Raw genomic sequence first — 25,268 nt, forward strand, 5'->3', positions numbered from 1 at the left:
CCTCAAAGATACGCCTTTTGTTTTCTCTAACAAGGGGGGCGGTGGCGGTAGCGCTTGACGGCGGGGCGCCAGATGCCTCATTCCGGCCCGATATGCGCCCAAACGCGGCCTTTTCAGCATGTTGCAACTGCGTCTAGATTGGGAAAAACAAGATAAAAGGGGATTTGCCCATGGCACGCATCACGCTTGTCGACGACGACCAGAATATCCTGACCTCCGTGGCGATCGCGCTGGAATCAGAAGGCCATACAGTTGCGACCTATGAGGATGGCGCCCAGGCGCTGGAGGCAATCAATGCGAGCGCGCCGGATCTCGTCATTTCCGACATCAAGATGCCGCGCATGGACGGCATGGAGCTGCTGCGCCGCCTGCGCCAGTCGTCGGACCTGCCGCTGATCTTCCTGACCTCCAAGGATGAAGAGATCGACGAGGTGCTGGGCCTCACGCTTGGCGCCGATGATTATGTAAAGAAGCCTTTCTCCCAGCGCCTTTTGCTGGAGCGGGTCAAGGCGGTGCTGCGCCGCGCCGATACGGCGACACCGGTCAGCGAGGAAGACGCCAAGCAGGTGATCAAGCGCGGCGACCTGTCGCTCGACCCGCTGCGCCATTCCTGCAAATGGCGGGGCGAGCATGTGACGCTGACGGTGACGGAATTCCTGATCCTGCAATCGCTCGCCCAGCGCCCGGGTTTCGTCAAAAGCCGCGATGCGCTGATGGATGCGGCCTATGACGACCAGGTCTATGTCGATGATCGCACGATCGACAGCCACATCAAGCGCATCCGCAAGAAATTCCGCGTGGTCGACAAGGAGTTCGACCAGATCGAAACGCTGTATGGTGTCGGCTACAAATACAAAGAGAATTGAGGGATGCGCCCGGGCTGTTGAGGGCCGGGCGATCCGCACACGGAAAGGCACTTGATGGCGAGGCGCCCGGCACAGGAGACTGACGCCACGCAACCGTCCGCCCCGCGCAAATCGCCGGGGGCGGCGATCCGTCATCGCCTGCCCGGCGGGCTGACCTTTTCCCGCCTGACCCTGACCATCGTCATCGCCAATCTGATCGGTCTGATCATCCTGATGCTCGGCTCGCTCGGTATGACCCAATATCGCGATGGCCTCGTCGCGGCAAAACTGGAAGGCGTGAGGGCGCAGGCACAGGTAATCGCCGATATCATGGCGCAGGTCGCCGCCGACGATACCGCCTGCGATGAAAGCGTCGTCGCCCAGACGAACCTGACACCCGGCTGTGCGGTGGCGTTGCGCGAGGATGCGGTCAATCTCGTCTTTTCGCGGGTGTGGGACAGTTTCGAGGGTCGTGTGCGCGTGTTCAATGCACCGCGCGACTATGATGCGCTGATGGGTGGCGATCCGCGCGAGCTGCTGCTGGAAGATGTCGTTCTGCGCAAGGACGAATTCGAGATTTCGACCCTGCCTGACATCGAGCAGGAAGAGCAGTTCAGCCTGATGAGTGCCTGGACCGGATTTCAGGACTGGCTGGTCGAGGTCTGGCCGGCCTCGCAATTCGAGAAGGATGCGGCGCGGCGGTCGTTGCAACAGGAATTGAACGAGGCGTTCCTCTCTGCGCCATCCGGCGAGCGTGGCGTTGCCTCCGTTCGCTATAATGAGGAAGGCGAGCTGGTCGCGTCTGTGTCCGTGCCGATCCGCAAGGTGCAGGCGGTCTATGGGGTCGTTACCGCAGAGATTGGCGGCATCCAGGACCTGGTCGACGAGGCGCGCGGCGCAATCCTGCCGTTCTTCATCTATGCGCTGGTCGCCGCGTTCCTGTCCTCACTGTTGCTGACCGCAGCTATCGCCCAGCCGATCCGCCAGCTGGCGATTGCCGCTGACCGGGTGCGCGAAGGCATCGCCGTTGCCGGCCGGGTGCGCGTGCCTGATTTCTCCAGCCGCCATGACGAGATCGGCGAGCTGTCTTCCTCTCTGAGGGCGATGACCAATGCGATCTATGCCCGGATCGAGGCGATCGAGAGCTTCGCCGCCGATGTCAGCCACGAGCTGAAAAACCCGCTCACATCGATCCGTTCTGCGGTGGAAACGCTGAAGATCGCCAAGACGCCCGAGTCGCAAGACAAGCTGATGAAGGTGATCACGCAGGACGTGCAGCGTATGGACCGTCTGATCACGGACATTTCCAACGCTTCACGCCTCGACGCCGAACTGGCACGGGAGACGCGGGAAGTCGTCGATATCGGCAACCTGCTGAAGGACATTGTCGATATGTACACCGCCACCCACAAGGAAGGACGGGCGCCGGTCTCCCTTGCCGGGCCTGAGGTCGATGCGCATGGTGTCCTGCTGGGCTCGCCATCGGCACTGGGGCAGGTGTTCCGTAACCTGATCGACAATGCGATTTCCTTCTCGCCCAGTGAAGGCGAGGTGCGCGTGCGCTGGTGGCTGGACGGCGAGGCGCGAGACAATCGCGTCGTCATCACCGTCAGCGATGATGGCCCCGGCATCCCGGAGGAGAGCCTGGAGAATATCTTCAAGCGCTTCTATACCAAGCGGCCGGAGGGGACGGCCTTCGGCAATAATTCAGGTCTCGGCCTCGCCATCTCCCGCCAGATCGTCGAATCCCATGGCGGGCATATTGCGGCGACGAACCGGACAGATGGTGACAGCGGCGCGATCTTTACCGTGACGCTGCCGGTACGGAGTCAGTAGGTGGGAAGTGGCGACAGAGCCCCGATCCGCGGCACGCTCAACCACGCCAGCGTCGTGGCGCTGGCCATCGACCAGGACGGGCCACTTGCCGGCGTGATGATCGAAGGGGCGTCCGGCAGCGGAAAGTCCGATCTCGTGCTGCGCCTGATCGAGGCCTGCCCGTGGCAGCGCACGCTGCTGGTTGCCGATGACAGCGCCCTAGTTTCAGTGGAAGGGGACAGGATCATCGCCCGTCCGCCCGGCACCATTGAGGGCGAGATCGAGATCCGCGGCATCGGCATTGCGACAGTGCCGTTCCGCGACATGGTACGGTTGCGGGCCATCGTCAGATTATCCAGTAATATCAGGCGGATGCCGGACCCTGAGACGGCTTCTCCGGCGGGTGCTGGAGGCCATGCTCTGCCGGTCCTGACCATCGACCCGTTTCAATTGTCTGCCCCGGCGAAACTGCGTTATGGTGTGCGCTCAATCGTGGCTGGACATTTGCCTGCGGGGCGGCAGGATAAGCCACTGAACTGATTTTCAAGGCTGAACTTCAAGGGGCGCAAGGCTTATGATTGGACTGGTCGTTGTCACACACGGACAGCTCGCGGATGAATTCCTCAAGGCGGTCGAGCATGTCGTCGGCCCTCAGCCGAAAATGAAGGCTGTCTGCATCGGCGCCGATGATGACATGGAGCAGCGGCGCGAGGATATTTTGTCCGCCGCGCAAAGCGTCGATGGCGACACGGGAACCATCATCCTGACCGACATGTTCGGCGGCACGCCGTCTAACCTGGCTATCTCCGTGATGGAACAGGCCCATGCCGAGGTGATCGCCGGGGTCAACCTGCCGATGCTGATCAAGCTGGCGCCGGAAAACTATCGCAAGGAGACCGACCTGAAGACGGCGGTGGCGGCGGCCCATGATGCGGGCCGCAAATATATCAACGTCGCTTCATGGGTGCTGTCCGGCGAGGGCGGTGCCTGAGGCACATACTCCTCAGCATGAGGCAGAAAGAGTTTCGATGAGTGATACCCAAGAGAGCGACGGCGTGGTGAGCCAGAAGGTGACCATCATCAACCGTCGTGGCCTGCATGCGCGTGCGTCTGCCAAGTTCTGTGCCGTCGCCGGATCGTTCGAGGCCGATATCAGGGTGATCCGGGACGGGTTTACCGTCGGGGCCTGCTCCATCATGGGGCTGCTGACGCTGGGGGCGGGCGAGAATTCCGTCATCGAACTGACCGCCACCGGGCCGCAGGCGATGGAAGCTGTCGATACGCTGGTCAAGCTGGTCGAAGATCGCTTCGGCGAAGGCGAGTGATTTTGTCGCGACGGTAAATCCGCAGCCATCCGTTAAAGGATGGAGCGAGCGACGCTTGCTTACCCCATCGTAAGTTTCCTCCAGCCGAAATTACCCGCAAAGTCGCCGCGGGATATTCAAGGGTAGCGTAACACACATGTTCATCGACCTTCCGCCGCAGCCGGTCCTGTACGCCCAGTCAGACGTACAGGTCGAGGAAGACGACCAGCCGGTCGACCAGATCGTCATCACCGCCAAGCGCATCACGGCGCCAAAGGTCGAGGATTTCGAGGCTGTCGTATCCATGGGGCAGCAGGAGATTGACCTGTTTGCCTTCGATACGGTCGAAGAAGCCGTCGAGGAGGCCTTGTCGCTCGCCAATGCGACGGGCGAGCGCATCACGCTCGTTAACGGCAAGCCCGGCATGAACCCGCGCGTCTTCAACAAGTTTCCTGCCGAGGCAATCGAGAAGATCGACGTGTTGCCGCCGGAGGCTGCCGGCCCGCTCGGCTATCCGGCCAATGCCACGGTCATCAACATCATCCTGAAGGACCAGTACCACGCGCTGACGGTCAATGCCGGCGTGACGGTGCCATCGAACGGGCTGAACACAGAGGGCGAAGGCGATTTCTCCGATGCGCGCACGCGCGGCTCCCGGCTCATCCTGATAGATGGCGAGGTCAATGCCCGCAGCGGCTTTACCGAGGCAGAGTCGCTGGACTGCGACAGCGACGATGCGAGCCCGGATTGTGCCGATGACGCCGCCTTTCGCTCGGCGCTGGCCGAAACGACGAGTTACGAGCTTGGTGTTGCCGTATCCGATTTCGTCGGGGAATATGCCGTCAGCGGGTTCGTCCGTGCCAGCCAGGAAGAGACGACCGATAGGCTGGGCCTGACAGTGCCGGAGACTGGCGATGGCGTGCCGATCGTGCGCGATGCCGACAGCAACTCTTTGTCCGCCGGTGTCAATGTCGTTCGCGAGTTCAATGAGATCCGCCTGACTGGCGAGAGCGAGATAAGCCGGTCACAAGACAGCGGCGTGACAGAAGACAGTGTCTTTCCGCAGGCGGAATATGACCGTGAGACGACGACCTTTTCCTCCGCGCTGGAAGTTGCGATGCCGGTGTTCCGCATCCCTGCAGGCCAGGTGCGTGCAAATGGCAAGGTGCGTTACGAGAACAGGGAGACGGATTCCACTTCCGGCAGCGGCGACAGTTTTTCGGTTTCCAACGAAACGACCGGCGTCGATGCCGGGCTTTATATTCCGCTGACAAAACAGTCCGAAGACAGGGGGCCGTGGGGCAGCTCCGGGCTGAACCTGCGCGCCTTCGGAACGCAGGAGAGCAATTCGGACGGGTCTTCCGGTGTGGAAGCGACCCTGCGCCTGCGCCCGTCGGACAAGTATTCCATCTCGATCAAGGCGGGCAGCGAGGACAGCGCGCCGGACTTCAACCTGCTCGACGATGCTACGCGGGAGTCACCGAATTCGCGCTTCTATGATTATGCGACCGGCGAGACGGTGCAGGTGACGACCATCAATGGCGGCAACCCGGGACTGCTGCCGGAGAAGAAAGACACGATGGAAGTCGAGCTTGTCCTGACGCCAAAACAGGACCGCTCGCTCTTTGCGCGCTTTCGCTATAACAGCGAACGCAGCAAGGATCTCGTACAGGAGACGCTGCCGATCGGTCCGTTTACGGAGGATGCCTTCCCCGACCGGTTTTTCCGCGATGACATGAACCAGTTGATCAGCGTCGATCGCTCGCCCGTCAATATTGCCGAGGGGCGCAAGGATACGCTGCAGACATTCGCGATGATCCGGAAGGTGATTGCGGACGAGCAGGCAGGACCGGGCGGGCGGGGACGCGGCGGTCGTGGTGGCGGCGGCGGAGACTGGAATGCGCTGCCGGAGTCCGGAAAGCTGCTCAGGGCGTTCGTCTATCATACCTGGACCATGACCAACGAGTTGAAGCTGAATGACGGGCAATCCTTCCTGCCGGCTGTACTGGTCGAGGGCGGCTCGGCCGACCCGGAACATCGTGCCGGGTTCAACCTGAGGGCGGCCAATTCAACATTGGCAGGGAATATGGGCCTGTACTGGCAAAGCAGCCGCGACAGCACGCAAGGCGGTGCAGTCAACGGCCTGCGCTATGCCAGCTTCACCTCGATGAATGCCGGGCTGGACATCAACCTCGAAAAGCCACTCGGGCAGACCTTCAAGTCGACCCGACTGACGCTGGAAGCGAACAATATTCTCGATGAGCGCGGCGAGGTGACCGACGAAAATGGCGACGTGCCGCCCGGGTTCGATCCGAAGCTGCGCAGCCCTATCGCCCGGACTTTCGAGATCAAGCTGCGCCGCCAGTTCTGATCATGGAACGTTCCGGGGCGTGCCAGAGGTCCGATCCCGCTGCCGCAAAGCTTTGCGCTTTTGTCCGGGTTGGACCAGTATGGGCCTGATCTGAGGAGGGATTCATGGCGCGTGAAAAATACGACCGATATTCCGTGGTGTCGATCATCCTGCACTGGACGATTGCCGTTCTGCTGATTGCGAATGTCTATGTCGGCGGCTGGCTGGAGGAAGCGCCGCGCGGTGAAGGGCTGGCGCGGCTGGAATGGCACAAATCCATCGGGCTGACGGTGCTGTTCCTCAGCCTGTTCCGTCTCGGCTGGCGCATCGCCCATCCCTGGCCCGCCCTGCCGGAGGGCATGAAGAGCTGGGAAAGGGTGCTGTCCCATATCACGCATTACGGCTTCTATGTCGTGATGATCGGTGTGCCGCTGCTCGGCTGGCTTGCGGTGTCCTTCCGCGGGGCGCCGGAAGTGCCTCTCTGGGGGTTCATTCCGGCACCGAACCTGCCGGTCGGGGAATCGCGCGAGCTCGGCGGCATGTTCGCCGACTGGCACCATACATCCGTCAAGGCGATCTATATCCTGCTCGCCTTGCATGTCGCCGGCGCGCTGAAGCATCACTTCATCGATCGTGATATCGTCGCGACACGGATGATACCCGGCCTGCCGAAATGGCGCGGTGGCAAGGAAGGCTGATCAGAACGCTTCCAGCGTTTCGGCGAGCAGTTCGAGGTCATCCGGTGTCGACAGGCGATGGTCGCCCTTCTTGATCAGGGTGAGGATGACATTGTCCGTACCGATATGCTCGGCGAGGCGCACGGCGTGTTGCCATGGCACGGTTTCGTCCTCTATGCCCTGCAGGATTCGGACGGGTATATTGATGTCGAGCGACCCTGACAGGACGCGGTTGGCCTCGCCATCCTCGATCAGCTTTCTGGTATAGACCATGACGCTGTCATCATAGGCGGACGGGATTTCGACGCGACCTGCGCTCATCACCGTCTGGCGGGTGACCTCGTCCCAGCTTGGCCACATGAGCTCGGAGGTGAAATCCGGCGCCGGGGCGATCAGCAGCATAGCGCCGATCCTTTCGGGCCGCCATTTGGCGAGCAGGCAGGCGACCCACGCGCCCATGGACGAGCCGACGAGGATTTGCGGGCCGTCGGTCAATTCATCCAGCACGGCGAGGGCGTCGCGCGCCCAGTCGCCGATGCCGCCCTCCTCGAACGCGCCGCCGCTCTCGCCATGGCCGGCATAGTCGAAGCGGGTGTAGGTGCGGGCGTGCCGGGCGGCCCAGTCGGCGAGAAAGGCTGCCTTGGTGCCGCGCATATCGCTGGCATAGCCGCCGAGCCAGAGAACGCCCGGCCCTTCGCCGGACTGCTGCAGGTAAGCGATATCGGGCTGGCCGTCGCGCTTGAGGAAGGTTGGTCTGTCAGTCATGCGGGGTACGATACGCAGATTGGCCGCATACCGGAACCCGTGCGGATCGCCGGTGCCATCGCCGCGCTTGTGTTTTTCCCGCCCGCTTCCTATGGCTGAGGCATGAGTGGCATCAAGAGAGAGATCGCGTGAGCACGCACAGGAACAGCGGGCTGGAGGGCAGGACGATCCTGCAGGTCATTCCCGAGCTGGAAACCGGCGGGGCGGAGCGCACGACGCTGGAAGTTGCCGAGGCGGTGATCGCCGCCGGCGGCAGGGCAATTGTCGTCTCTCAAGGCGGGCCGCTGGTCGCCGAGGTGGAAGGGCTCGGTGCGCGCCATATCGAGATGCCTGCGGCGTCCAAGAACCCGCTGGTCCTGTACCAGAATCGCGTACGGCTGGAAAAGCTGATCCGGGCGGAAGGGGTCGATCTCGTCCATGCCCGCTCCCGTGCCCCGGCGTGGAGCGCCCATGGCGCGGCGCGGGCGGCTGGTGTGCCCTTCATCACCACCTATCACGGCATCTATCGCGCCAGGTCCAGTCTGAAGCGGGCCTATAATTCGATCATGGCGCGCGGCGATTATGTCATCGCCAATTCCGAATACACCGCGCAGGCGGTGCTGGCCGAGCACAGCCCGAAACCGTTGGCCATCCCGTCCCGTCTCATCGTGATCCACCGGGGCGCCGATCTGCGGCGGTTTTCGCCAGACAGGGTCACCGTCGATCGGGTCGCGGCCATCGAGCAGGCGTGGCAGGGCGGCAAGAAGTTGAAAATACTGCTGCCGGGGCGCCTGACCGAGTGGAAAGGGCAACAGGACCTGATCGAAGCGGCGCAAATCTTGCGGAAGACTCGCCAAGAGACCGATTTCCGGATAGTTTTGGCGGGCAGTGACCAGGGCCGGTCCGGCTATCGCGCGGCGCTGGAACAGGCGATCGGCGCGGCTGGACTAGAGGGGGATATCCTGCTGCCCGGGAACTGCGACGACATGCCGGCGGCGCTGAGCTGGGCGGATATCGTTATTTCCGCCTCACGCAGGCCGGAAGCGTTTGGCCGGGTCGCGATAGAGGCGCAGGCGATGGCGCGCCCGGTCATCGCCACGGGCCATGGCGGGACGATGGAGACCGTGGTCGACGGGCAGACAGGCTGGCTCTATCCGCCGGGGGATGTGGCGGCGCTCGCCGAAAGGATTGCGGCCTTTGCGGCGCTGAGCGGGCCGGAACGGCAGGTGATCGGCGCGGCGGCGCGGGGGAATGCGGCAGAAAATTTCTCTGTCGCGCGCATGACGGAACGTACCTTGCAAGTCTACCGCAAGGCGCTCGGTATGGATGTAACGGGAAAAGACGGCTAGGTTGGGTTTCAAAGGGTTTTGATGGTGGCGAAGAATTCACGCATTCTCATTCTGAAGGGCACCGGGCTCAGCCAGTTCGTGGAGGCAGAGCCCGCCTTTTCCGCCATCCGCGCGGCCCATACCGGCCAGCCGGTCGACTTGCTGACGACCCATGAGTTCGGCCGCCTTGCCAAGGGCGCGCCCTATTTCGACCGGGTGCTTGCTGTTGGCCAGTTCAAGGACAAGGAAGCCAAGAAGACGTTCCTGACCCAGCTGAAACGCCAGGGCTATTCGCGCATTTACGATCTCGATGGCACGCCGATCTCGCAGGAAATCCGCCGGGCGCTGACCGGCTGGCGTGGTGCGCAATGGATCGGCCCGCGCCGGGTGATCAAGCAAGGTCGGGACGGGCTGTCGCTGGCGCCGTCATTCGCGCCGGAACAGATGCGCGCGATCCTCGCCGATGCCAGCATCGACATGCCCCAGCGCCTGCCGGACCTCTCCTGGGCTTTGAAAGGCCGCAAGGATGCCGCCAACATGAAGCCGTCATGGTACGGCATAACCGGGCGCTATGCGCTGCTGTTGCCCTCGCGCGATCCGGAACAGCGCTGGCCGGCGGAACATTATGCGGAGGTTGCTTCCGAACTGGTGCGCCGGGGCATCAGCCCTGTGCTGGTCGGCAATGCGGACATGAAGACCTTCGGCAATGAAGTCAGCCAGCTGATGGTTCGTATCGGTCCTGAGGGCGGTGCACGTGCGCTGGTCGACCTGACAGACAAGACCGATCTGGCCCAGCTTGCCGCGCTGGCCAAGGATGCCGCTTTCTTCGTTTCCGGCGTGACCGAGGAACTGCACCTGATCCTGTCGCTCGGGTGTCCGGGTGTGCTGCTCGTCTCGCGCGAGGATTACCAGCAGGCGGATATTCTGTACGGCCACCGGATCGTCAACCTGGTGGGGACACAGGTTCCGCAGATCGAGCCGGACAGCGCCGTGATGATGCTGACCGCCATGGGCCTGCTGCCACGCGGACAGAATACGCCGAAAGAGGCGCAATTTGCCTGATTTGGGCCGGACCGGCTCTGTCAGATCGCAACTGGCAGCAACGCTGTTTGCGATTGATTGCCGCCCGCGTCAGGCTTATATACTGTTTCATTCAGAAAATGAGCGATCGCAAGTTTACCATCCGGGAACTTTCGACCGTTTATTTTCTTTGTTACCTGCATTGATAACAATCTGGCCGCAGCAACCGAAGGAGATAGCATTATCGCCCGCAGACCAATGAACGCACAGCCCGTGAAACAGGAAGGGCCGCGCGTCAACGAACAGATCCGTGTCCCCGAAGTCCTCGTCATTGACGACAAGGGTGAGAAACACGGCCCCATTTCGACCGACGAGGCCAGGGATATGGCCGCCGCGGCCGGTCTCGACCTCGTAGAGGTCTCCCCGACAGCGAAGCCGCCGGTCTGCAAATTGCTCGACTACGGCAAGTTCAAATACCAGCAGCAGAAGAAGAAGGCTGAAGCCAAGAAGAAGCAGAAGATCGTCGAGATCAAGGAAATCAAGATGCGTCCGAATATCGACGATCATGATTACGAGACCAAGGCGAAAGCCATGCGCCGCTTCTTCGACGATGGCGACAAGGTCAAGGTCACGCTGCGCTTTCGCGGCCGCGAAATGGCCCACCAGGAACGCGGCATGGAATTGCTGAAACGCGTGCAGGAAGATTTCGAGCAGATCGCCAAGGTAGAGGCGCACCCGAAACTGGAAGGCCGCCAGATGATGATGGTCATGGCGCCGCGCTAGGCCCTGCCGATTTACGAGATTTGAAAAGGCGGTCCGAGGGGGCCGCCTTTTTTGTTTTGCCACTATGTTGGTATATTGATCGGGCAGAACTTTGGGGAGGATAAACTATGACTAAAACGCTGTTGAAAGTTCTGGTGTCGCTTTTCTTCGCATCTGTGATGTTAGCCATCCTCTACTTCTACATACAGACTTTCTGATGCGGTCAGTCGCCCTGCATCTCGCGCTGGCGCATGGGCATGGAGTCGATCAGCGGGAAGATGTCTTCTTCCCAACTGGGTGGCTCTGACCAGCGTCCCTTTTCGCCGCCATCCTTGCCGATGAGGATGACCGCAAAGTCCTGCGGGGTCAGATCGAAGCGGTCGCGCAGCTCATCCGCCGTGTCTGTAACGCGTTCCCCCTTGTTGCCGTCCCACAGGGTGACGGTGTTGCCGATGACATAGACGAGAAGGATGTCGCGGTCTTTCAGTTCACCACCATCGCCCTCCGGGTCCATTGTCGCGACGCGCTCGTGTCCGCCGGCCGCATCGAAGACGAGGACGGGGCGGTGGCTCCATTGATACTCTGTGAGGGATTTCATCGTGTCGGCCTTTGCGGCGGCTGCAGGTAAAAGGCTAACAGCCAGCGCGGCGATGAGGTTCAGGAAGCGGTTCATCTCTGGTCTCCTCTTGAAGAGGATAGGGTTGCGCGACAGGGCGGCAAGCCATGCCGCCTATCGCCGGGTAAACATGACGGATAGATTATTGGCGGGCATCTCGACCATCGTCTCCAGCGACAGATTGTGCCGGTCGGCGAGGGGGATGATCTCCAGGTCGAGATCGCGCACGCCCCAGGACGGGTGGCGTGATTTCAGCGATTGGTCGAAGTCCTCGTTGGACGGCGCCGTGTGGCCATTGCGTCTGAACGGTCCGTAGAGGAACAGTTTATCGCCCGAAGCGAGTTTCGCGCCCGCACCGGCGATCAGCCCTTCCGCCGCCGCGAACGGCGCGATGTGAATCATGTTGATCGAGACGATACCCGCAATTGGGCGCTCTATCTCTCGCCACCAGCCGGCCTGCGTGACGTCGAGGTTCAGGGCTGGGCGCAGGTTCGCAAGGGCCTCGTGTCGGGCCCAGCCATTGACGGAGCGGCGTGACGTCTCGTCCGGGTCGCTCGGCTGCCAGATCAGGTCGGGTGCGGCTTTCAGTATTTCCACGGCATGCTCGCCCGTGCCGGAGCCGATCTCGACGATCAGGCCTTCTGGCGGCATATGCTGCAGGAAGACCTCGCGGATGGCTTCCCGATTACGGGCGGCGGAGGGGGAGAACAGCCGGTCTTCCTCGGCGGCGCGCGCCTCCAGCGCGATCTCGCGCCCGTCCTTGTCTTTCTGGTAATCCGTATCCGCCATATTTATCCCGAACAGCTGCCGCCGCCGAGAACGCAGAAGGTTGCGCAATGGCGGTGGTTGAGCTTCACGGCACGCGAAGCCTCTTCCAGCGTCTCGCCCAGATTGAACTCGGGTGAATAGGCGAGCAACGTACAGGCCTGCACATTGGGACGGGCTGCGCCCTTGTGCTTGACTACCATGCGCGAGGAGGAACACATCACGCTGTCCGGGCTCTTGTTCAATATGCCCCAGCATTCTGTGGTGATTTCAGGCGGGTCGCCGCCATCGTCCATTTCCGGGAAGAGGACGAGCTGTGCGGGGTCGTTCACGTCGATATCGACACCGAGGCGCTGGAACAGGGCGCGATAGCCCTCTCGCTCTTCCGCCTCAGGCTCGCCCCACATGGTCCGGCCTGCCGCGGCGAGTTTGAAACCGTGGCTGGCGAGCCACGCCATCCCGTCCAGCGTCGGCTGGAAGGTGCCGGGGCCTCGCTCTTCCTCGTGGAATTCCTTCGTGTAATGATCAATGGAGATGCGCAGGGTCAGGCGCCCGCCGAAGCGGCGGTGCAGGTCAAGCAGGCCTTCCTGCACGCGCGGGCGCATCATCGGTTTCATCGCGTTGGTCAGCACCAGAAGGTCGAAGCCCCGCTCCAGCGCCATCTCGCAGATGCGGATGATGTCCGGGTTCATGAAAGGCTCGCCCCCGGTGATGCCGATCTCTCGCGTGCCCATCGTCAGGGCCTCATCAAGAAAAGGCTCGCACTCGGCAGCCGTCAGATAGACCAGCCGGTCATTGGCGGGCGAGGATTCGATGTAGCAATTGGCGCATTCGATGTTGCACAGCGTGCCGGTGTTCAGCCACAGCGTCTCCAACTGGCGCAGGGCGACGCTCGCCCGCGTCTCGCCCTTGGCGGTGATATCGGGGTGTGAAAATTTCTCGTGTACTTGTCCGTCTGGCATCGGGAGAGACTTACAGCGCACGGGCGCAAAGCCAAGGGGCAATGCGCACCTCTCGCGCGATGGTGAAAGCAGGGGGAGAGGTCAACAATCCCCTTTTCATCGCCCCGGCAGGCCGCTATAGAGGGTGACCCGGTATCAGCCGGCTTTTGGCGGGTGTGGTGAAAAGGTATCACGCGAGCTTCCCAAGCTTAAGTTACGGGTTCGATTCCCGTCACCCGCTCCAGCCTTCGCTTTCTCAGGCTGCGCCTTATCCAGCTACGGCTCGGCAGGCCGGCGTTCATTCTTGATTTATGAATAATTCGCCGAAGGCTGGATCGCGCCGAAGCCCACGGGCGTAGGCGGATTGAATGCCCCGGCAGGGGCCAGGCGTCTCAGGCATTATTCTGCAATTGAAGCGACCGCACGGCGATACGGCCAGTCTCGCGCAAGGCTTCATCTGCTTCATCATCGGCGGTGAAGCGGGCCGTGACCAGGCGCTGCGGATCGGCATGAATGATCTTGAGCGACACCCACTGGCCTTCATGGTCCAGCGCTTCGACATACCAGCTGTTCTCGCCGCGGTCCTCGGTCAGGATTTCCGACAGGCTGTCGCTGGCGCGGGCGATCTGTTCGTCAAAGGTCAGGCCGAGGGCATTGTTGGTGCCGAAGACGCGCAAGGTCGACCCCTTGGGTCCGTCCAGCACACGGCCGTCATTGTTCTGGGGCGCATCGCGCAGGGTGAAGCGGTTGGCGGGATAACCGATCAGAAAATCGAATCTCTCGTTTTCATACTCAGTATACCCGTTGGTTTCGACTTCTTCGGCCATGACGGAATTGTCCGCGCGGTCGTCTCCGCCGCAAGCCGAAACGGCAAGGCCTAGTGTCATCAGGGGAACAAGAATAAAACTTTTCATTTCGGGCGAACGCGATGTGGCGCGGCTTTGTTCCGCATCAGGCCGTGATGTCCTATGGTCGGATGATACAGCTTTCGAAAGGTAGATGATGTTTGAACCAGCTGCGATTGCCTTGCTTATGACCAAGGCGACAGTCCTGACGCCACCAGACAACATGCAACGCTGCGCCATGCCGGTATTGTGGGAGGACATGGAGTACGACACCCCGCTGAGGCGCGCTTTGGCCGGGCATCCCAACCTTTCGCTGGAACAGACGCCCGATGGCGGCACCGTGATTGCTGCACGCTATGTCGGCAACGAGGAAGGCAGCGAGCGGATCGTCGTGCGCCATGACCTTCCCGTTTCGGGCACCGACTTCACCTTGCGATACGATGTCTGGCTGCCTGAGAATTTTCAGTTCGTCAGGGGCGGGAAGATGCATGGCCTCGGCCCGGCAGACCCGGTCACGGGAGGTGATCCGATACGCCCGGATGGCTGGTCAGCACGGGTCATGTGGCGGACAGGCGGCGCGCCGGTCAACTACGTTTATTATCAGGGCATGTCTGGCGAATTTGGCGATGATGGCAGGGCGGTGAGCAGGGCAAGATTTACACCGGGCGCATGGCACAGGGTTGCGCTGCATGTCGTTCTGAACACGCCGGATGGCAGACCGGGTTCAAGCCGTGTCTATCTGAACGGCGAGCTCGTGAATGTGATGGAAAACCTGACCTATCGCACGGAATTCAATCGGGAGACGGACATTTCACAGCTTCTGTTCTCGACCTTCTTTGGGGGCAATGACCCAAGCTGGGCACCGAAGGATGGGCAGGGAAACTATGTCACACTCACAGCGCACTATGACAATATTGCCGTCCATCCAGGCCTGTGCACCGGCATGGCGGGGTAAGCAGGCCTCGCCCTCAGGCCTCCACGTCTGTCAGCTCGACCTTGTGGCCCCATAGCCTCGTCAGGTGGCCCATTACCTGGTCCTTCGACTGCTTTGACAGGACGCGGCCATTATAGACCGTGTGCTGCAGATGCAGGGTGCGGTCGCTGTCGAGGTCGGCGCCGATGACCTGGATATTCGGGTCGTGCTCGCCGAGATCGTACATTTTCGACAGGCGCTCGCGCAGGCGGCGGAAGCCGCGCTCGTCATGGATCGCGTCGACGAGATAGTGGTTGTTGGTTGCCTTGTCCTGCAGCGCGAAGAAGTGGAACTGGCGCATGACGTTGGGCGAGAGATATTGCTGGATGAAGCTCTCGTCGCGGAAATTGGCCCAGGCGTCTTTCAGCACGGCGCGCCAGTCACCCTTGCCGGCGATGTCGGGGAACCAGTCGCGGTCTTCTTCCGTGGGCGCAATCGACATGCGCTTGATGTCTTCCATCATGGCAAAGCCGAGGGCATAGGGGTTGATGCCGGAATAGCGCCGGTCGTCGAATTCCGGCTGGAAGATGACGGAGGAGTGGGAGTGGAGAAACTCCAAGAGCGCGCCGTCGGAGATTTTGCCCTGCTCATGCAGCTTGTGCATGATGTAGTGGTGACAGAAGGTGGCGCAGCCCTCGTTCATCACCTTGGTCTGTTTCTGCGGATAGAAATACTGGCCGATATTCCTCACGATACGGACCAGCTCGCGCTGCCACGGCATCAGGACCGGGCTGGCCTTCTCGATGAAGTAGAGAAGGTTCTCCTCCGGCAGCTTGATGTTGCGCACTTCCAGCTGGCGTTCCTCGACCTCGTGCTCGCTCTCATGGGTGCTCGGCAGGGTGCGCCAGAGATCGTTGAAGGTCTCGCGCTCATGCTCGGCCCGGGCACGGATCTTCTCGATACGCTCGGACTCCGACAGCTTCGGCGGGCGGTTGTAACGGAACACGCCCTGATCCATCAGCGAATGGGCGGCATCGAGGATCGCCTCGACCTCGTCAATGCCGTATTCGTCCTCGCAGCGGGCGATATATTTCTTGGCAAAGTCGAGATAGGTCAGGATGGAAGAGGCATCCGTCCACTGACGAAACAGGTAATTATTCTTGAAGAAGTGGTTGTGGCCGAAACAGGCATGGGCGATGACCAGTGTCTGCATGGTCATCGTGTTCTCTTCCATCAGATAGGCGATGCACGGATCGGAATTGATCACGATCTCATAGGCAAGACCGGTATAGCCCTTCTGGTACATCTGCTGGTCGCGGGCGAAATGCTTGCCGAAGGACCAGTGGCGATACATCAGCGGCATGCCGTGGGCCGAGTATGCATCGAGCATCTGTTCCGACGTGATGATCTCGATCTGGTTCTGATAGACATCGAGCCCGAGATCGTTCAGCGCCACCTCCTCGCAGGCGTCATAGGCCTTCTTGAGAAGATCGAAATTCCAGTCGGCATCCTGGAAGATGAGGGTGTCTGCGGAGAATTTTTCAGTGGCGCTCATTTGAAATCTCCGCTGTCAGTGCTGAACCAATACCGCCTCCAAGCACCATAGTACGGGTCATCTGTGCTTTCTGTTTCGGAACTCATTATCAAAAGGAAGAGCGAATTGGAGGATGTTGCACAGATCTCGTTTATGACCAAAGTCTCCGGTGGTCTGCTGCACTGCGCCGGGAGGTTGTCCACGATATTACAATCCCAATCATCTTTCTTTAAGCGGAGGGAAAGCGACTGTGATATTTCAGGCAAGGCTGATCTTGTTATAGGCGTGGTGCCTTGCCCATAGCACGCCGTGGGCGGGTGCACGGGTTCCTTGAATGCTAAGAAGCTTATCAGTGCTTCAATGATCACGCTGCCTCCCTGTCTTTGCCGAAAAGCTCCCGGAAGACCGGGAAGATGTCGGAGGGCTTGGCGATGCGGGTCTGGGCGAAGCGTTTGTCGCTGATCGAGCGATAGGCGCGCCACAGTTCAGCACCTGCATCGGGGTCGGAGAAGACATCCATCTCGCGCTCGTCGAGGATCTCGATATAGGCGTAGTACTGAAGGATCGGTAGCAGTTCCTCGTTCAGGATCTGCACGCAGCGGCGGGCATCGCCCGACTGCGTGTAGCCGTCGGAGGCCTGTGCGACATAGAGGTTCCATTCATCGGTCGGATAGCGCTCCTTCTGGATGCGCTGCATCTCCTCGATCGCGGTCGAGACGATGGTGCCGCCGGACTGGCGGGAATAGAAGAAGGTCTCCTCGTCGACTTCCTCGGCATGGTGGGTGTGGCGGATGAAGACGACCTCGACCTTTTCATAGCGCCGCTGCAGGAAGAGATAGAGCAGCATGTAGAAGCGCTTGGCGAGGTCCTTCTCGCGCTCACCCATGGAGCCGGAGACGTCCATCAGGCAGAACATGACGGCGGCTGTTGTCTGGATCGGCGTCGGCTCGAACGCGTTGAAGCGCACATCCAGCGGGTCGATATAGGGGGCCCAGCGGCGGCGCGCCTCCAGCTGTTCCAGCTCGGCGATGATCGCCTTTTTCTCGGCAATTTGCTCTTCGCTGGGCTGCGCGATACGCTCCAGCGCGAAGAGTCGCTCCTTCAACTCGTTGATGACGCCGGTCGAGGGCCGCTTCAGCGCGAGGCGGCGGCCATGGGCGTTCTTCATTGTGCGGATGATGTTCATGTTCGTCGGCGAACCGGAATTGGTCACGCCCGCGCGCTTCATCTTGTAGCTCTTGATCTCCTTCAGCGAGGTCTTGACGAGGTTGGGCAATTCGAGGTCCTCGAAGAAGATGTCGAGGAATTCGTCGCGGGTGAGGGTGAAGGAGAAATCGTCCTCGCCATCGCCGGAATCAGAGGCCTCCTTGCCGCCACCGCCCTGGCCGCCCTGTGGCTTGCGGATGCGGTCGCCCTCGGAGAATTCCTTGTTGCCCGGATGGACATGGCCGCGCGAGCCGCGGGCCTGGTCATGGGTCAGGCGCGGTTCCGCGGTGGACCTGGTCCCGATGGAAATCTTGCCTGAACTGTCCAAGTCCTTGACCGAGCGGTCGCGCAGGGACTTGTTCACCGCTTCCTTGATCTGCGCCTTGGCACGCTTGAGAAAGCGCTGGCGGTTGCCGAGCGACTTGCCCTTCGGGTTCTTGCGGCGGTCGATGAAGTGGTACTGGTTCATAACAGGGGTAATTCTCAACTGTCTTCGAGGTGCCTCTTGATCAGGTCGATCAGCCTGGCCGAATTCTGCGAGGCATCCACGTGATAGACTTTGCTTACGCCGCGCCCGATATGCAGGATCATGTGCGCGAGAAGGGCTGCAATCTCCTCAGGCTTTTGCAGCATATCATGCCTGACGGAAACCTGCAGTCTCTCGCCATCGGCCCAGCCCCTCAGGATTTCGTATGCATCGTCGGCAGCCGGATCGGCGCAGGGGATGAGCATGACCTGTGGTGGCACATCGCCATGATAGTCCGGGTTCTTATCTCTGGCCTGTCCGCGGCCACGATCCGCCGGCCCATCATTATTGGCAAGTGACTCACAATGCTCCAAAGCCTGTGTCATCACATCCTTCAGCGTACCGGCCCCAGTGGCGGCGAGGATGAGCCTGACATTGTCGATGACGAAGGGGGCATATCTCTCAAGCGTCCAGTCATCGCCAATAAAAAGGCTGACATAGTGATCGGTCTCGCTGCGCCAGATGCGGACGAGTTCCAGGCCCGCATCCGGGCTTGGAATGGCATCAGGCAGAGGCAGAATACGTTTTTCGACGGATTTTGAGACTGTTTGTGTCAAGACTACCCCGCCTTGTTGACGCGCATGTACCATTCGACGAGGCGGCGGACCTGGCGCGGCGTGTAGCCTCGATCGGTCATGCGCTCGACGAAGTCGTGATGCTTCTTTTCGGTTTCTGAATCTTTCTTGGAATCGAAGGAGATGACCGGCAGAAGATCCTCGACCTGCGTGAACATGCGCCGTTCGATAACGTTGCGCAGTTTCTCATAGGACGTCCAGCGCGGATTGTTGCCCTCGTTCGCGGCTCGTGCCCGCAGGGCGAATTTCACGACCTCGTTGCGGAAATCCTTCGGGTTGGCGATGCCGGCAGGCTTCTCGATCTTGGACAGTTCCTGGTCGAGCGTGCCACGGTCGAGCAGCTGGCCAGTGTCCGGGTCCTTGAAGTCCTGGTCCTCGATCCACGCATCGGCATAGGCGATATAGCGGTCGAACAGGTTCTGTCCGTACTCGCCATAGCTTTCCAGATAGGCTTTCTGGATTTCCTTGCCGATGAAGTCGGCATAGCGGGGCGACAGCTCCGACTTGATGAAGTCGAGATATTGCTTCTCGGTCTCGTCGGGGAATTGCTCGCGCTTGATCGCGTTTTCCAGAACATACATCATGTGCACCGGATCGGCGGAGACCTCATCGGTATCGAAGTTGAACGTCTCCGACAGGACCTTGAAGGCGAAGCGGGTCGAGATGCCGTCCATGCCCTCATTGACGCCGGCGGCATCGCGGTATTCCTGATGGGATTTCGCCTTCGGGTCTGTGTCCTTCAGTTTCTCGCCATCATAGACGCGCATCTTGGAGACGCGGTTGGAATTCTCGTGCTCCTTCAGACGCGTGAGCACCGAGAAGCGGGCGAGCATCGGCAGCGTTTCCGGGGCGCAAGGCGCATCAGACAGCTCCGAATGGGCGAGCAGTTTCTCGTAAATCTTGCCTTCTTCGGTCACGCGCAGGCAGTAGGGCACCTTGATCACGCTGATGCGGTCGAGGAACGCCTCGTTGTTCTTGTTGTTGCGGAAGACCTGCCACTCGCTCTCGTTGGAGTGGGCGAGGATCGTGCCCTGGAACGGGATAGGGCCGAGGCTCTCCGTACCCACATAATTGCCTTCCTGCGTGGCAGTCAGCAGCGGGTGCAGCACTTTGATCGGCGCCTTGAACATCTCAACGAATTCCAGAAGGCCCTGATTGGCCATGCACAGCCCGCCGGAATAGGAATAGGCGTCGGTGTCGTCCTGTGAGAAATGCTCCAGCTTGCGGATGTCGACCTTGCCGACCAGCGTAGAGATATCCTGGTTGTTCTCGTCGCCCGGCTCGGTCTTGGCGATGCCGATCTGGCGCAGCTTGGACGGATAGACGCGCACGACTTCGAACTTGGAAATGTCGCCGCCGAATTCATCGAGGCGCTTGACCGCCCATGGGCTCATCAGCCCGTGCAGGCGGCGTTTCTCGATACCGTATTTTTCCTCCAGCAGGTTTTTCAGGTCGTCGGACTGGAAGATGCCGAGCGGGCTCTCGAAAACGGGGGAAATCTCTTCGCCGGCCTTCAGCACATAGATGGGGTATTCCTCCATCAAGTCCTTCAGGCGCTCGGCGAGGGACGACTTGCCGCCGCCGACCGGGCCGAGGAGATAGAGGATCTGGCGCTTTTCTTCCAACCCTTGAGCGGCGTGGCGGAAATAGGACACGATCCGCTCGATCGTATCCTCCATGCCGTAAAAGCCCTCGAACGCCTTGTAGCGCTTGATCGTCCGGTTAAAGAATATCCGCGACAGGCGCGGGTCTTTCGAGGTGTCGACGAATTCCGGCTCGCCGATGGCGGCGATCATGCGCTCTGCCGGGCCGGCATACATCATCTTGTCGTCACGCGCTGCCAGCAGATAATCCCGCAGCGACATGCTCTCCTGCCTTGTCCGCGCATAGCTGGAGGAATAGAGGTCGAAGATATCGAGATCGCTGTCAGTCATGGTTACACCTTTACGCTGCCCTGAGAATTGAATCGTGATGGTGGAAAGAGGCACTAAAAAGGCGGCATGACCTTTGGTCAGCCGCCTCACCCGTTAGTGATGGTTTGTGTTCGCGAATTTTTTCCGTGTTCAGCGGATCGCCGTGGAGCGCGTCATGCTCGTGACTGCCTCTGTCCCTCGCGGCTGCCCCAATTGGTAATTTTGGTGGCGCGGCGATGACAATCGCATATGAAATGCTGTGGCAGATTATTTCATTTTCGAGCATGTTTATCGCGCTTCGCACATCCTTTCGTCAGGCGGAAATCTGACGGCGCTGTCGGCAATCCGTACACAGCCCATCTATGCATATAGTATGCCCGATTTGAGGCCCTTTGCGAGTGCAGAATCGTCACACCGGGTCACCTTCTCTGTGCGTGATAGTATAACGGCATGAAAATACTGTGCTTTTTGGCCGGGCACTTTTTTCGACATGCTGACTTTTTTGCGTGCGATGCAGCAAAAAAGTCTTCCGGCGGTGCTTGTGAGTCGCTGGCACCCGACTATCTGTAGTGCTAGTGAGGTCCCATCATAACAAGAGGAGATGACCCATGACATTGCTGCTCGGACAGACCGTTCCCGATTTCAACCAGGACTCCACCGAAGGCCCGATCCGCTTCCACGACTGGATCGGTGATTCATGGTGCGTGCTGTTCTCGCACCCGGCAGACTTCACCCCGGTCTGCACGACCGAGCTCGGCGAGGTCAGCAAGCTTAAAGACGAATGGGCCAAGCGCAATGTGAAGGTCATCGCCCTGTCGGTCGACCCGGTCGAGGATCACAAGAAGTGGGTCGGCGACATCGAAGAGACGCAGAGCTGCAAGGTCTGGTACCCGATCCTTGCCGATGGCGACCACAAGGTTGCCGAGCTGTATGGCATGATCCATCCGGACGCGGCGGCGAACATCACCGTGCGCTCCGTCTATGTCATCGACCCGAACAAGAAGCTGCGCCTGACGCTGACCTATCCGCCGTCGACGGGCCGCGACTTCCGCGAAATCCTGCGCACGATCGACTCGCTGCAGCTGACCGATGGCTACAAGGTGGCAACGCCGGTCAACTGGAAGGATGGTGACGATGTGATCATCGTACCGTCGCTGAAGGACGAGGCCGAGATCAACCGCCTGTTCCCGAAAGGGTACACGGCAATCAAGCCGTATCTGCGGGTAACACCGCAACCGAATAAAGACTGACAGTAAAAGACAATTTGAATTGAAGGCCGGTTTCAAAAGGGCCGGCCTTTTTATTCGTCTGACATCGACTTCATGTGCTCGCGCATCATCAGGAGCACGCCGATGAAGACGAGGCCGAAGCCGACGAGATGCGCCCAGCGGAAGCTTTCATTGAGCAAGACGTAAGACAAGGTGAGCGCCGAGAGCGGCATCACCGCCATGAACCCGGCGGCGAGCGACCCCGGTGCCTGGCGAACGCCTGTGTACCACAGGACCGGCGCGAGGCCCGCCGTCATCGCGCCCCAGAAGGCGACCGCCCACCAGTGGCGGGCGTCCGCTTGGGACAGGTCGAAAAAGGACGGATCGAACAGGGCTGACAGGATCGCGAAGGGGATGATGGCGAGGATCGTCGCGGCGAAAGTGATGGTCAGCGCTGACAAGGCGTCCGATACCGTCTTGGCGAGCAGGGTGTAGGCGGCCTCCAGACAGACGGCGATGAAGACGAGGAGCGAGCCCCAGATCATCGCATTACCGCTGTTGTTCTCTCCGCCGCCAGACAGCACATTGATCAGCACCGCACCAAGGACGGCAAGACCGAGGGCAGCGCCCTTGCGGCTGTTATAGCCTTCCTTCAGGAAGATGAAGGCGGCAAGGGCGGTAACGGCGGGCGACATGCTCATGATTGTCGAGCCGACGACGCCGGAGGCCATGCGCATGCCGAACAGCATGGTCGCGGTGAAGCCGATCATCCCGAACAGGGCGATGCCCGCGATGGAGCGCCAGTCGGAGGCGCTCGCTTTTTTCAGCTCGCCCAGCCGCCCGGTGACAAAAGGCGCGAGCACCGCGCCCGCGATCAGCATCCGCATCAGCGAAGCGGTGAAGACGGGAAAGCCTTCGCCGATAATCTTCGACAGGGGCGTCGCCGAGCCGAACAGTGCCATGCCTGCGAACAACTGCAGATAGAGGAGGGGGTTGGTCTTTTTCTGAGAAGCCATGATGGGTGAACAGGAAAGGTGTCTTGTGGTTCATCCTGCGCTAGCGCACCGATTTTCCCTTTTCCTGATTTCCACGGTCGCCGAATTCTGTCGGGGCGTCTTCGCTGAGCAGGTCCTTGCCCGCTTCGGCGCGGTCTTCCTCGACTTTCTCCTCCAGCGAGCGGTCGACGGCGGTGTCTTCCGCATCCGGCATGGCGGGTACGGATTTGACAGGCATGCGCTTCACTGGCGTTCCCGGCGCCGGGGTGTCCGGCGTTGCTTCGCTGACCGACGCGCCGGTGCCGGCGGGCAGAGCGATGCCGTCCTTCAGCCCGTCGATGCGCAGGCGATAGATCGGCTCGGGCAGGGTGAAGCCGTTCGTCTCCAGAACCGCCTTGGCGATGCGGATCGCCTGGCTGCGGCCCTTGTGGTAATCCGTCTCGCGCTGGTCGAGCCAGCCCGTCAGGGTCAGAATGATGTTGGAATCGCCGACAGCGTCGATCCATCCAGCGGGCGGCGGGTCGGCGAGCACGAAGGGCAGAGCCTTCAGCGACGGCATGACCGTTTCCAGCGCGGCCTGCGGATCGTCCTCTGCGTCGATACCGAGCTGGAATTCGAACCGGCGTTCCGGGTTGCGGGTGAAATTCTCTATCGTCGCCTTGAACACGACGGCATTGGGGATGCGCAGGTGATTACCGTCTGGCGTCATCAGGATCGTTGCGCGGGAGGTCAGGCGCACCACATGGCCGAGCCTGTCGCCGATCTGGACGAGGTCGTTGGGCCGGAAGGGCTGGCGCAGGGACAGCATGATCGAGGCGATGAAATTCTCGATCGTGTCGCGCACGGCGAAGCCAATGGCAAGGCCGATGACACCGGCAGCGCCCAGAAACGCGCCGAGCAGTGCGACGGCGTCGAGGATCGTCAGGGCAAGGATGATACCGATCAGCGCAAAGACGATGCGGATGATGGCGGAGATCATGCCCGCAATGAAGGCATTGGGGGCAAGGCGCCGCCACAGGCTTTCCTGACGGGCGAGAAACAAGCCGACGATGAGGAACAGGAGGAAGACGACGAGGGCGACGCCAAGTAGCGGTAATATGGCGTAGACATCCATCAGGGCGTCACGCAGTTTCTCCGTTGCCGGGTCGAGCCGTCCGCCGACGGTGATGTCGCGCTCAAGTTCGCTGTTCACTGTGACAACCCCGCTGACCCGCGCGGCAATCTGTTCGGCCTGATTGAGGCTGTCGGTATCAGGGACGGTACCGGCGAGCGTCACGACCCCGGCGGAGACATCAACGTCAATTTCAGAGAGGGCAGGGATTTCGGTGAAGATGCCTTCGATGCGATCTGCGATCTCGCTGTCCGCTGGCCCCTCGCCTTCGGTGGCAATAGCGGTGTCTGTTGGCGTGGTCTGGTCATCCTCCTGCGCAGCAGCAGGCAGCAGAGTAAGCCATAGGCAGGAAAAGAACAGGAATATCAGGCGCATGGCTTTAAAACAGCTCAAACGCTTGCGGGTTCCCTCAGCGAAAGGGCTTACCGCAGGGTGGCTATGGTGCCGTAACCGTCCTCGTTCGCTGTGACGAGGGCCTCGGCGCCATCGACGTCTTCGGCTGCGGTGCCGCTATAGCCGACAGCCATCAGGCCCATCCAGGCGAAATACATCAGTAGCAGGATCATACGCATATCCGGGCCAACAGAATTTTGCCGTGGTGGTTCCGGGCAGGGGGCGAATTAGCCTTCTTCGTGACAGAGGTGGATCGTTTCCACCCCGCTGTCGAAGGCATAGAACTGGTCCTGTGACATCGGCAGGTGCACGACCTGCGATGGCGGGTGCCCGGCGATGATGGCCCGCAATACGCGACCCGTGCCGCCATGGCCGACGACGATGGCGGGGCCAGTCAGCTCCTTCAGGAATCGCGTCAGCGGCTCGACCCGGTCTTCATAGGACTCGCCCTCGGGCCGTCGCGTCGCCCATTTGTCGGCTTGAAGCGAAGCATAGTCCTCCGGCCATTTCTCCCTGATCTCGTCATAGGTGAAGCCATTCCAGGCGCCATGATCGATTTCGGTCAGGCGCTCATCGACTTCGACGCTTACATCGGCACAGCCAAGTTCGTGACAGATCAGCGCCATGGTCCGCGAGGCGCGGGACAACGGGCTGGAATAGAAGGTGAAAGCCAGCCGCTTGCGATTGAATAGATGCGGGCCGAGCACACCCTTCAGCACACGGCCATAGGCACGCGCCTGATTCTCTCCCGTTGCGTTGACGGGAATATCGGTCAGGCCCTGGCAGCGCTTTTCCGCGTTCCAGTCTGTCTGGCCATGCCGGAAAAAGTACAAAGGGTGGCTCAGGCGGACCTGTTCCAGAAATGCCATGGTGGTTCAGTCC

25 protein-coding genes and 1 tRNA gene are annotated in these 25,268 nt (G+C 60.7%); 13 read left to right on the forward strand and 13 right to left on the reverse strand.

All coding sequences use genetic code 11. The annotated features are described in order from the left end of the window. Positions 1-170: 170 nt before the first annotated feature. From FF098_RS11520 to FF098_RS11550, 7 genes are all read left to right on the forward strand, one after another. Entirely contained in the window at positions 171-866 is a 696-nt protein-coding gene (locus tag FF098_RS11520) for a response regulator transcription factor (RefSeq protein ID WP_155140618.1), read from the forward strand. A gap of 54 nt (positions 867-920) precedes the next feature. Then, positions 921-2,681 (forward strand): sensor histidine kinase, encoded by a 1,761-nt coding sequence (locus FF098_RS11525; protein WP_155140619.1) that lies wholly within the window; start codon positions 921-923, stop codon positions 2,679-2,681. After that, entirely contained in the window at positions 2,682-3,200 is a 519-nt protein-coding gene (locus FF098_RS11530) for an HPr kinase/phosphorylase (protein WP_155140621.1), read from the forward strand. A 34-nt stretch (positions 3,201-3,234) separates the two neighbouring features. Next, positions 3,235-3,651: a PTS sugar transporter subunit IIA gene (locus FF098_RS11535; protein ID WP_155140623.1), complete on the forward strand. Its 417-nt coding sequence runs from the start codon at positions 3,235-3,237 to the stop codon at positions 3,649-3,651. Positions 3,652-3,688: 37 nt separating this feature from the next. Beyond that, positions 3,689-3,985 (forward strand): HPr family phosphocarrier protein, encoded by a 297-nt coding sequence (locus FF098_RS11540; protein WP_155140625.1) that lies wholly within the window; start codon positions 3,689-3,691, stop codon positions 3,983-3,985. Between the two features lie 136 nt (positions 3,986-4,121). Next, entirely contained in the window at positions 4,122-6,335 is a 2,214-nt protein-coding gene (locus FF098_RS11545; protein ID WP_155140627.1) for a TonB-dependent receptor, read from the forward strand. Positions 6,336-6,439: 104 nt separating this feature from the next. Then, positions 6,440-7,012 (forward strand): cytochrome b, encoded by a 573-nt coding sequence (locus FF098_RS11550; RefSeq protein ID WP_155140629.1) that lies wholly within the window; start codon positions 6,440-6,442, stop codon positions 7,010-7,012. Here FF098_RS11550 and FF098_RS11555 read toward each other — a convergent pair whose 3' ends face one another. Next, a complete protein-coding gene (locus tag FF098_RS11555; protein WP_155140631.1) occupies positions 7,013-7,756 on the reverse strand; it encodes an alpha/beta hydrolase in 744 nt (247 codons plus the stop codon). Between the two features lie 128 nt (positions 7,757-7,884). Between FF098_RS11555 and FF098_RS11560 the strand changes: the two genes are divergently transcribed. From FF098_RS11560 to infC, 3 genes are all read left to right on the forward strand, one after another. Then, positions 7,885-9,084, forward strand: coding sequence for a glycosyltransferase family 4 protein (locus tag FF098_RS11560; protein WP_205967480.1), 1,200 nt, complete (start codon positions 7,885-7,887; stop codon positions 9,082-9,084). Between the two features lie 21 nt (positions 9,085-9,105). Continuing rightward, positions 9,106-10,125, forward strand: a complete 1,020-nt coding sequence (locus tag FF098_RS11565) for a glycosyltransferase family 9 protein (RefSeq protein WP_155140632.1) — start codon at positions 9,106-9,108, stop codon at positions 10,123-10,125. Positions 10,126-10,341: 216 nt separating this feature from the next. Next, positions 10,342-10,866 (forward strand): translation initiation factor IF-3, encoded by a 525-nt coding sequence (gene infC, locus FF098_RS11570; RefSeq protein WP_155140634.1) that lies wholly within the window; start codon positions 10,342-10,344, stop codon positions 10,864-10,866. Positions 10,867-11,068: 202 nt separating this feature from the next. Here the strand turns inward: infC and FF098_RS11575 are convergent, their stop codons facing one another. Genes FF098_RS11575 through FF098_RS11585 form a run of 3 tightly spaced genes read right to left on the reverse strand, consistent with a single transcriptional unit; the run spans position 11,069 to position 13,188 of the window. Continuing rightward, positions 11,069-11,518, reverse strand: a complete 450-nt coding sequence (locus FF098_RS11575; RefSeq protein ID WP_155140636.1) for a DUF4174 domain-containing protein — start codon at positions 11,516-11,518, stop codon at positions 11,069-11,071. Between the two features lie 57 nt (positions 11,519-11,575). Beyond that, positions 11,576-12,250: a DUF938 domain-containing protein gene (locus FF098_RS11580; RefSeq protein WP_155140638.1), complete on the reverse strand. Its 675-nt coding sequence runs from the start codon at positions 12,248-12,250 to the stop codon at positions 11,576-11,578. Positions 12,251-12,252: 2 nt separating this feature from the next. Beyond that, positions 12,253-13,188, reverse strand: a complete 936-nt coding sequence (locus tag FF098_RS11585) for a radical SAM protein (protein WP_155140641.1) — start codon at positions 13,186-13,188, stop codon at positions 12,253-12,255. Positions 13,189-13,337: 149 nt separating this feature from the next. Between FF098_RS11585 and FF098_RS11590 the strand changes: the two genes are divergently transcribed. Further along, positions 13,338-13,411: transfer RNA gene (locus FF098_RS11590), tRNA-Gly, on the forward strand. 148 nt (positions 13,412-13,559) lie between these two features. Here FF098_RS11590 and FF098_RS11595 read toward each other — a convergent pair. After that, positions 13,560-14,081 carry a hypothetical protein gene (locus FF098_RS11595; RefSeq protein ID WP_205967481.1) on the reverse strand — a complete coding sequence of 174 codons (522 nt, stop codon included), beginning with the start codon at positions 14,079-14,081 and terminating at the stop codon, positions 13,560-13,562. Positions 14,082-14,166: 85 nt separating this feature from the next. Here FF098_RS11595 and FF098_RS11600 point away from each other — a divergent pair, with 85 nt between their 5' ends. Beyond that, positions 14,167-14,967 carry a polysaccharide lyase gene (locus tag FF098_RS11600; protein WP_155140644.1) on the forward strand — a complete coding sequence of 267 codons (801 nt, stop codon included), beginning with the start codon at positions 14,167-14,169 and terminating at the stop codon, positions 14,965-14,967. 13 nt (positions 14,968-14,980) lie between these two features. Here FF098_RS11600 and FF098_RS11605 read toward each other — a convergent pair whose 3' ends face one another. The 4 genes from FF098_RS11605 to FF098_RS11620 form a co-directional block, all read right to left on the reverse strand. After that, positions 14,981-16,480, reverse strand: coding sequence for a SpoVR family protein (locus FF098_RS11605; RefSeq protein WP_155140645.1), 1,500 nt, complete (start codon positions 16,478-16,480; stop codon positions 14,981-14,983). A gap of 343 nt (positions 16,481-16,823) precedes the next feature. Next, on the reverse strand, positions 16,824-18,134 hold the full coding sequence (locus FF098_RS11610; RefSeq protein ID WP_155140647.1) for a YeaH/YhbH family protein: 1,311 nt from the start codon (positions 18,132-18,134) through the stop codon (positions 16,824-16,826). A gap of 14 nt (positions 18,135-18,148) precedes the next feature. After that, positions 18,149-18,748: a DUF5076 domain-containing protein gene (locus tag FF098_RS11615; RefSeq protein WP_166426498.1), complete on the reverse strand. Its 600-nt coding sequence runs from the start codon at positions 18,746-18,748 to the stop codon at positions 18,149-18,151. Between the two features lie 2 nt (positions 18,749-18,750). Beyond that, positions 18,751-20,700 (reverse strand): PrkA family serine protein kinase, encoded by a 1,950-nt coding sequence (locus tag FF098_RS11620; RefSeq protein ID WP_155140651.1) that lies wholly within the window; start codon positions 20,698-20,700, stop codon positions 18,751-18,753. 587 nt (positions 20,701-21,287) lie between these two features. Between FF098_RS11620 and FF098_RS11625 the strand changes: the two genes are divergently transcribed. Continuing rightward, positions 21,288-21,929 carry a peroxiredoxin gene (locus tag FF098_RS11625; RefSeq protein WP_155140653.1) on the forward strand — a complete coding sequence of 214 codons (642 nt, stop codon included), beginning with the start codon at positions 21,288-21,290 and terminating at the stop codon, positions 21,927-21,929. A gap of 50 nt (positions 21,930-21,979) precedes the next feature. Here the strand turns inward: FF098_RS11625 and FF098_RS11630 are convergent, their stop codons facing one another. Genes FF098_RS11630 through FF098_RS11645 form a run of 4 tightly spaced genes read right to left on the reverse strand, consistent with a single transcriptional unit; the run spans position 21,980 to position 25,255 of the window. Beyond that, complete coding sequence (locus tag FF098_RS11630) at positions 21,980-22,903, reverse strand: DMT family transporter (protein ID WP_155140655.1); 924 nt, start codon at positions 22,901-22,903, stop codon at positions 21,980-21,982. A gap of 40 nt (positions 22,904-22,943) precedes the next feature. Then, positions 22,944-24,368 carry a mechanosensitive ion channel family protein gene (locus tag FF098_RS11635; RefSeq protein WP_155140657.1) on the reverse strand — a complete coding sequence of 475 codons (1,425 nt, stop codon included), beginning with the start codon at positions 24,366-24,368 and terminating at the stop codon, positions 22,944-22,946. Positions 24,369-24,415: 47 nt separating this feature from the next. Further along, positions 24,416-24,559, reverse strand: a complete 144-nt coding sequence (locus FF098_RS11640) for a hypothetical protein (protein ID WP_155140659.1) — start codon at positions 24,557-24,559, stop codon at positions 24,416-24,418. 54 nt (positions 24,560-24,613) lie between these two features. Further along, entirely contained in the window at positions 24,614-25,255 is a 642-nt protein-coding gene (locus FF098_RS11645) for a histidine phosphatase family protein (RefSeq protein ID WP_155140661.1), read from the reverse strand. Positions 25,256-25,268 lie beyond the last annotated feature (13 nt).

The organism is Aquisalinus luteolus, from assembly GCF_009712425.2.
GTDB lineage: Bacteria > Pseudomonadota > Alphaproteobacteria > Caulobacterales > Parvularculaceae > Aquisalinus > Aquisalinus luteolus.

Bases quoted from the DNA above. Each gene is read 5' to 3' on its own strand.
- FF098_RS11520 (WP_155140618.1), top strand. From the start codon at position 171: ATGGCACGCATCACGCTTGTCGACGACGACCAGAATATCCTGACCTCC.
- FF098_RS11525 (WP_155140619.1), top strand. From the start codon at position 921: ATGGCGAGGCGCCCGGCACAGGAGACTGACGCCACGCAACCGTCCGCC.
- FF098_RS11535 (WP_155140623.1), top strand. From the start codon at position 3,235: ATGATTGGACTGGTCGTTGTCACACACGGACAGCTCGCGGATGAATTC.
- FF098_RS11540 (WP_155140625.1), top strand. From the start codon at position 3,689: ATGAGTGATACCCAAGAGAGCGACGGCGTGGTGAGCCAGAAGGTGACC.
- FF098_RS11545 (WP_155140627.1), top strand. From the start codon at position 4,122: ATGTTCATCGACCTTCCGCCGCAGCCGGTCCTGTACGCCCAGTCAGAC.
- FF098_RS11550 (WP_155140629.1), top strand. From the start codon at position 6,440: ATGGCGCGTGAAAAATACGACCGATATTCCGTGGTGTCGATCATCCTG.
- FF098_RS11555 (WP_155140631.1), bottom strand. From the start codon at position 7,756: ATGACTGACAGACCAACCTTCCTCAAGCGCGACGGCCAGCCCGATATC.
- FF098_RS11565 (WP_155140632.1), top strand. From the start codon at position 9,106: ATGGTGGCGAAGAATTCACGCATTCTCATTCTGAAGGGCACCGGGCTC.
- infC (WP_155140634.1), top strand. From the start codon at position 10,342: ATGAACGCACAGCCCGTGAAACAGGAAGGGCCGCGCGTCAACGAACAG.
- FF098_RS11575 (WP_155140636.1), bottom strand. From the start codon at position 11,518: ATGAACCGCTTCCTGAACCTCATCGCCGCGCTGGCTGTTAGCCTTTTA.
- FF098_RS11580 (WP_155140638.1), bottom strand. From the start codon at position 12,250: ATGGCGGATACGGATTACCAGAAAGACAAGGACGGGCGCGAGATCGCG.
- FF098_RS11585 (WP_155140641.1), bottom strand. From the start codon at position 13,188: ATGCCAGACGGACAAGTACACGAGAAATTTTCACACCCCGATATCACC.
- FF098_RS11595 (WP_205967481.1), bottom strand. From the start codon at position 14,081: ATGAAAAGTTTTATTCTTGTTCCCCTGATGACACTAGGCCTTGCCGTT.
- FF098_RS11600 (WP_155140644.1), top strand. From the start codon at position 14,167: ATGATGTTTGAACCAGCTGCGATTGCCTTGCTTATGACCAAGGCGACA.
- FF098_RS11605 (WP_155140645.1), bottom strand. From the start codon at position 16,480: ATGAGCGCCACTGAAAAATTCTCCGCAGACACCCTCATCTTCCAGGAT.
- FF098_RS11610 (WP_155140647.1), bottom strand. From the start codon at position 18,134: ATGAACCAGTACCACTTCATCGACCGCCGCAAGAACCCGAAGGGCAAG.
- FF098_RS11620 (WP_155140651.1), bottom strand. From the start codon at position 20,700: ATGACTGACAGCGATCTCGATATCTTCGACCTCTATTCCTCCAGCTAT.
- FF098_RS11625 (WP_155140653.1), top strand. From the start codon at position 21,288: ATGACATTGCTGCTCGGACAGACCGTTCCCGATTTCAACCAGGACTCC.
- FF098_RS11630 (WP_155140655.1), bottom strand. From the start codon at position 22,903: ATGGCTTCTCAGAAAAAGACCAACCCCCTCCTCTATCTGCAGTTGTTC.
- FF098_RS11635 (WP_155140657.1), bottom strand. From the start codon at position 24,368: ATGCGCCTGATATTCCTGTTCTTTTCCTGCCTATGGCTTACTCTGCTG.
- FF098_RS11640 (WP_155140659.1), bottom strand. From the start codon at position 24,559: ATGATCCTGCTACTGATGTATTTCGCCTGGATGGGCCTGATGGCTGTC.
- FF098_RS11645 (WP_155140661.1), bottom strand. From the start codon at position 25,255: ATGGCATTTCTGGAACAGGTCCGCCTGAGCCACCCTTTGTACTTTTTC.